This is a genomic window from Bradyrhizobium sp. NAS96.2 (assembly GCF_001908235.1).
Taxonomy (GTDB): Bacteria; Pseudomonadota; Alphaproteobacteria; order Rhizobiales; family Xanthobacteraceae; genus Bradyrhizobium.
Genome location: NZ_LGHK01000047.1, coordinates 63,564 through 70,224 on the forward strand (window position 1 = coordinate 63,564; position 6,661 = coordinate 70,224).

6 protein-coding genes are annotated in these 6,661 nt (G+C 64.9%); 1 reads left to right on the forward strand and 5 read right to left on the reverse strand.

Translation table 11 applies throughout. The annotated features are described in order from the left end of the window. Positions 1–215: 215 nt before the first annotated feature. From AC628_RS12800 to lipA, 3 genes are all read right to left on the reverse strand, one after another. Complete coding sequence (locus AC628_RS12800) at positions 216–680, reverse strand: type II toxin-antitoxin system RatA family toxin (protein WP_074127157.1); 465 nt, start codon at positions 678–680, stop codon at positions 216–218. After that, on the reverse strand, positions 680–1,219 hold the full coding sequence (locus tag AC628_RS12805; protein WP_074127158.1) for a P-loop NTPase family protein: 540 nt from the start codon (positions 1,217–1,219) through the stop codon (positions 680–682). Before AC628_RS12805 ends, AC628_RS12800 begins: the two co-directional genes overlap by 1 nt. A 90-nt stretch (positions 1,220–1,309) precedes the next feature. Next, complete coding sequence (lipA, locus tag AC628_RS12810) at positions 1,310–2,269, reverse strand: lipoyl synthase (RefSeq protein WP_074127160.1); 960 nt, start codon at positions 2,267–2,269, stop codon at positions 1,310–1,312. Between the two features lie 132 nt (positions 2,270–2,401). Between lipA and AC628_RS12815 the strand changes: the two genes are divergently transcribed. After that, the gene (locus AC628_RS12815; RefSeq protein ID WP_074127161.1) at positions 2,402–3,007 is read left to right on the forward strand and encodes a DNA-3-methyladenine glycosylase; all 606 of its coding nucleotides are present in this window, start codon (positions 2,402–2,404) and stop codon (positions 3,005–3,007) included. Positions 3,008–3,121: 114 nt separating this feature from the next. Here the strand turns inward: AC628_RS12815 and AC628_RS12820 are convergent, their stop codons facing one another. Both AC628_RS12820 and AC628_RS12825 read right to left on the reverse strand, forming a co-directional pair. Further along, positions 3,122–5,989, reverse strand: coding sequence for a valine--tRNA ligase (locus AC628_RS12820; RefSeq protein ID WP_074127163.1), 2,868 nt, complete (start codon positions 5,987–5,989; stop codon positions 3,122–3,124). Positions 5,990–6,123: 134 nt separating this feature from the next. Next, positions 6,124–6,661, reverse strand: a 538-nt coding sequence (locus AC628_RS12825) for a PopZ family protein (protein WP_074127165.1), incomplete at its 5' end; no start/stop codon positions are given.

A 6,661-nucleotide genomic window follows, 5' to 3' on the forward strand; every position in this document is an offset into this window, starting at 1 on the left:
CTGGGCATCGCGCTCAGATCGCTGCGATGCCCTTTCTCCCTCCACGTCATTGCCACGTCATTGCGAGGAGCTCGCGACAAAATTGCAAAGCAATTTTGCGCTGAAGCGACGAAGCAATCCATGCCACCGCCGGCGTGGTGAGATGGATTGCTTCGCGGAGCCTGTCATCCGGCGGCGCTCCGCGCCGACCGGGTGGCTCGCAATGACGGATGGAGTTACGAAATGGCCGGCTTGCCGTAGACTTGGTCCGCGCGCTTCTCGAACGCGTGGGCAAACCGCCCAAAGGCGGCGTCGAACATCGAGCCCATCAGAATCGCCAGCATTCGGCTCTTGAATTCGTAATTCAGGAAGAAGCCGACATCGCATTCGGTCTCCGACTTCGGCTCGAAGCTCCAGCGGTTCTCCAGATTGCTGAACGGGCCGCGGAGATATTCGACCAGGATCTTCAGGTTGGGCCGGTCGAGCGTCACCTTGCTGGTGAAGGTCTCCCGCACCAGCTTGAAGGAAACCGTCATGTCGGCCACCACGACCTCGGTGCCGTCGTCCTTGGGCGTGCGCTGGCGGATCTTGAGCGCCTGGCACAGCGGCACGAATTCCGGATAGCGCTCGACGTCGGCGACCAGGTCGAACATTTGGGGCGCAGTGTGGCGGACCCGTCGCTTGCTGGAGAATCGTGGCATCAGTGGATACTCGCACGGTTTGGCTGGAGTGCGAGGTTGTTCAGATAGTCGTCGGCCTGCCCCCGGTTGGTAAAGCAGACCAGCGATTGATCGGCACGCAAGCCTGAAAAATATTCGATCAGCTTCGGCCGCTGCTGCCGGCGATAGGTCCAGACGTAGCGGAAGAATTCCAGATCGATCTTCTCCGGGCAGCCTTCCGCCATCTCCGGCCGCACCTGGCCATAGCTCGCGGCAATGCGACCGAGGATTCCGAGCATGCAGGTCGATCGCGGCAGGTCGAACCAGATGATCGTATCGGAGAGTTCTCTGCGCAACTGACCTGCACCACTCTTGGTGTAGTTCCCATCCATGATCCAGCGCGGCTCTCGCGCGGCTGCGGTCATGCGGCGGTTGAACTCGTCCGTGTCGGACTCGACCCAGCCTGGCTTCCAGAACAGCGCGTCGATCGACACGGTCGGGATGCCTGTCAGGGCGGACAGCCGCCGCGCAAAGGTCGACTTGCCGGATCCCGACGATCCCATCACCAGAACGCGCTGCATTGGTCCCGTCCAAGGTTCGGTCGAGGCTCGATAAGGGCTCGATCCGGCAACGGCGCATGATGGCGCCGGCTTCCCGCTGTTCATCAAAATCTAGCGGCCGCGTGCCGTGCGTGCCGCCTGCAGTTTCGCAAAATCCTCGCCGGCGTGATGCGACGAGCGCGTCAGCGGACTCGCCGACACCATCAGAAAACCCTTGGTATAGGCAACACGCTCGTAGCCGGCGAATTCGTCAGGGGTGACGTAGCGCATCACGGCGTGATGCTTGCGCGTCGGCTGCAGATACTGGCCGATGGTCAGGAAGTCGACCTCGGCCGAGCGCAGATCGTCCATCACCTGCAAGACCTCGTGCCGCTCCTCGCCGAGGCCGACCATGATGCCCGATTTCGTGAAGATGGTCGGGTCCATCTCCTTGACCCGCTGCAGCAGCCGGATCGAATGGAAATAGCGCGCCCCCGGACGGACCGTCAGATAGCGCGACGGCACGGTTTCCAGGTTGTGGTTGAAGACGTCGGGCTTGGCCGCGACCACACGCTCGAGCGCGCCCTCCTTGCGCAGGAAGTCCGGCGTCAGGATCTCGATCGTGGTGGTCGGGCAGCGCGCGCGGATGGCGCGGATCACTTGCGCAAAATGCTCGGCGCCGCCGTCGGCGAGATCGTCGCGATCGACCGAGGTCACCACGACGTGGGTGAGCCCGAGCTTGGCGGTGGCCTCCGCGACGTATTCCGGCTCGCTCGCCTCGAGCGCGCCGGGCATACCGGTCTTGACGTTGCAGAACGCACAGGCGCGCGTGCAGGTGTCGCCCATGATCATGAAGGTGGCGTGCTTCTTGTCCCAGCACTCACCGATGTTGGGGCAACCGGCCTCCTCGCACACCGTGACGAGGCCATTCTCCTTCACGATCCGGCGCGTATCCGCATAGCCGCGCGTGTTCGGCGCGCGAACCCGGATCCAGTCCGGCTTCGGCGGCGATACGGCATCCGGCCGGTTCACCTTTTCGGGGTGACGCGGGCGGAGCTGAGTGGTGGAGATGGTGTCGACGATGGTGACCATAGGTGCCTGCAAGTCGCGAGAAACCATAGCTAATCGGTGTTGGCGCGGCTCGCAACCCGCGCTGCGACCCTAGCAGACCAGCCCAGATATTGGCAGTGTTGCGGTCCGTTCCATGCCGATTCCCACCTCAAAATGGCTCAAAATCCCCGATCGACCCGTACGACCGCGCCGCGCCTCGGCAAGGCGCTGAAACGCTCCTTTTTCGATCGCAGCGTCCATGAGGTCGCACCCGGCCTGATCGGTGCGACCTTCCTGGTCGGCGGCGTCGGCGGCATCATCACCGAGGTCGAGGCCTACCATCACACCGAGCCGGCGGCCCACTCGTTCAATGGCCCGACCCCGCGCAACCAGGTGATGTTCGGCCCGCCGGGGTTCTCCTATGTCTACCGCTCCTACGGCATCCACTGGTGCGTCAACTTCGTGTGCGAGGAAGCGGGCTCGGCCAGCGCCGTCCTGATCCGTGCGATCGAGCCGACCCATGGGCTCGCCGCGATGCGGAGGCGGCGCGGGCTGGAAGACGAGCGCGCGCTGTGCTCGGGACCGGGCAAGCTGTGCGAGGCGATGGGCATCACCATCGCCCACAGCGAATTGCCGCTCGACCGTCCCCCGATCGCGCTCCACGCGCGGCTCGAGACGCCCGATATCGTCACCGGGATCCGGATCGGCATCACCAAGGCCGTCGAGCTCCCCTGGCGCTACGGCCTGAAGGGATCGAAATTCCTCAGCAAGCGGTTTTGAGCGTAAGGCGCTGCCAAAGCGTTTTCCAGCGAAGTGGACACCGGTTCGCTGAGGAATACGCGTCAGAACAAGAATCCAGAGTCCCGTTCCGATTCAATCGGAACGGGGCCCTGGCTACGACGCCTTCTTCAGCCGCTCGATCGCCTCGAGGATCTTGGCCCGGCGTTCCTGTGCCGCTCCGCGCTTTTCCTTCTCTTCCTCGACGAGCTCTTCCGGCGCGTTGGCGACGAACTTCTCGTTGGAGAGCTTGGCGTCGACGCGCTTGATATCGGCGTCGGCCTTGCCGAGCTCCTTCTCCAGCCGCGCGCGCTCGGCGGCGAGATCGATTACGCCCTTCAGGGGCAATGCGACGACTTCACCGCGCACGAGAAGCTGCATCGCGCCTTCCGGCGCGGCATCCGCGAACGAGATCTCCGACAAGCGCGCGAGGCGCTTGATGGTGTCGTTCCAGCGCTGCGCGCGATCGCGCGTCTCATCCGAAGTCGTCACGATCACCAGCGGCGTCAGCGTCGACGGCGGGATGTTCATCTCCGCCTTCACGGACCGCATCGCGGTGACGAGATCGACTACCCAGCCGATCTCGGCCTCAGCGGCGGGATCGCTGAACTCGTCGGCGTCGAGCGCGGCAATGACCGGCGGAATGATCGGATCGACCACCGGACCGGCAGTCGCGATCGCCGCCAGCTGCTCGCCGGTGACGCCCGACTTGCGCGGCCACGACGCCAGCACCAGCAGGCCGTCGCGCTTCGCGGTCACGGCCCACAGCTCCTCGGTGATGAAGGGCATGAACGGGTGCAGCAGCTTGAGAATCTCGTCACGCGCCCAGGCGATCATGGCGCGGGTCTCGGCCTTGGCCGCGCCCTCCTCGCCCATCAGCACGGGCTTGGCGAGCTCGAGATACCAGTCGCAGAACACGTTCCAGACGAAGCGGTAGATCGCACCGGCTGCATCGTTGAAGCGATGATCCTCGATCGTCTCGGTCACCTCGCGGGTGACGCGCGAGGTCTCGTGCGCGATCCAGCGGTTCAGCGTCTCTTTCGCGCCCTTCGGATCGAAACCGTCCGGCTTCACGCACTCGTTCATCTCGGCGAAGCGGCACGCGTTCCAGAACTTGGTCGCAAAGTTGCGGTTGGTCTCGACCAGGTGCGGCGACAGGCGGATGTCATGGCCCTGCGCCGCCTCGCGGGTCAGCGCGAAGCGTAGCGCGTCGGCGCCGTATTCGTCGATCACGCCGAGCGGATCGATGACGTTGCCTTTCGACTTCGACATCTTGGCACCCTTCTCGTCGCGGACGAGACGGTGGATGTAGACGGTCGAGAACGGCGCCTGCTTCATGAAATGCAGGCCCATCATCATCATGCGGGCGACCCAGAAGAAGATGATGTCGAAGCCGGTGACCAGCGTGTTGGTCGGGTAGTAGCGCGCGACCTCCGGCGTGTCGTCCGGCCAGCCCAGCGTCGAGAACGGCCACAGCGCCGACGAAAACCAGGTGTCGAGCACGTCTTCGTCACGGGTGATGAAGCCTTCGCGCTTGGCGGGATCGACCGCCATGTCGTGGCCCTGCCCCGGCGTGATGACTTCCTGCTCGACGTAATAGCCGAGCGCGTTGCCGACCGCCTCTTCCTCGGTCTCGGCGACGAACACCTTGCCGTCCGGGCCGTACCAGGCCGGGATCTGATGGCCCCACCAGAGCTGGCGCGAGATGCACCAGGGCTGGATATTCTCCATCCACTCGAAATAGGTCTTTTCCCAGTTCTTCGGCACGAACGTGGTTTCGCCCGAGCGCACCGCCGCCATCGCCGGCTGCGCCAGCGTCTTGGCGTCGACATACCACTGGTCGGTCAAATACGGCTCGATCACGACGCCGGAGCGGTCGCCATGCGGCACCATGTGGGTGTTGGGCTCGATCCGCTCGAGGAAGCCGAACTCCTCCAGCCTTGCGACGATCTTCTTGCGCGCGGCGAAGCGCTCGATCTTGTCGAACTCGGCGGCGAACTCGTCGGCGCCAACAGGCAGGCCGCGCAGATAGTCCTCGTTATCAACCAGGCTGAGGCAGCCTTCCTGGTCGAGCACGCTGATCTGCGGCAGGCCGTGGCGCTTGCCGATCTCGAAGTCGTTGAAGTCGTGCGCCGGCGTCACCTTGACCGCGCCCGAGCCCTTCTCCGGATCGGAATAGTCGTCGGCAACGATCGGAATCTTGCGGCCAACCAGCGGCAGGATGACATGCTGGCCGACCAGGTCAGCATACCGCGCGTCGTCCGGGTGCACCGCGACCGCGGTGTCGCCCAGCATCGTCTCGGGGCGCGTGGTCGCGACCACGATGAACGATTTCGGATCGTCGGGGCTGAAGCTGCGGCCCTCGATCGGGTAGCGTAGATACCAGAGATGGCCTTTGACCTCGACCTGCTGCACCTCGAGATCGGAGATCGCGGTGAGCAGCTTCGGGTCCCAGTTGACCAGGCGCTTGTCCTTGTAGATCAGGCCATCGCGGTGCAGCTCGACGAACACCTTGACGACGGCGCGCGACAGGCCCTCGTCCATGGTGAAACGCTCGCGCGACCAGTCGCAGGACGCGCCGAGCCGCTTGAGCTGGTTGACGATGGTGCCGCCGCTCTCGGCCTTCCACTGCCAGACCCGCTCGAGGAACTTGGCGCGGCCCATGTCACGCCGGCCCGGCTCCTGCCGTTCCATCAGCTGGCGCTCGACCACCATCTGGGTCGCGATGCCGGCATGGTCGGTGCCGGGCTGCCACAGCACGTCGCGGCCGCGCATCCGCTCGAAGCGGCACAGGATGTCCTGCAGCGTGTTGTTGAGCGCGTGGCCCATGTGCAGCGACCCGGTCACGTTCGGCGGCGGGATCACGATGGTGAAGGGCGCGGCGTCCTTGCGCTCGGGCCGGCCGGCCTTGAACGCACCGCTCTCCTCCCAGATCCGGGCCATACGGTGCTCGATATCGGCGGGCTGGTAGTTTTTCTCGATCATGACAATGCGCTGTGGACCATAGGGAAAGGTTAGAAAGCCGCCGGAGCGCACCAAGTCAACCGGACTGGCACGTCAAAACGGCGTTTTGGGCATTTGGGGACGGAATGAGGGCTGCCAAGCCCCTGCGGGGCGGGCTATCGACCGCGGGATACCCGCTCGATCTCGGCCTTGACGATCCGCTCGACCAGGCCCGGCAGATTGTCGTCCAGCCAGGACTTCAGCATCGGCCGCAGCATCTCCTTGACCAGATCCTCCAGCGTCCGAGCATTGTTGCTCAGCACGGTGTTGGCCAGCGAGTTGAAGGCGGATTCGACCGCCCGCATCGTGGTTCCCGAGATGATCTGCTGCATCGGCGCGGTTTCGATCGCCGGTGGTTCTCGGACTGGCTCGCGAACGGATTCCTGAGCAGGCGCCCGGGTGCGGGCCTCGGTGAATTCGACGTCGTCCTGCGGCTCGACCTTGCGGAACGATGGCGCGGGGGCCGGCTCCGGCAGCGCCATGTCGTCGGTGAGCTCGAACACGTCGGCTTCGGGCTGGGCTTCCGGCTGCGGCGACGGCCTGATCTCGGCCGCGGGCGTCGCCTCGTCGAGGCTGGCCAGGAGTGAATCGATGTCGTCCTGGCTGTTGCTGGCGGCCGCTGCTGGCGCGGGCGGCGGTGATTTCGGCGCGGGC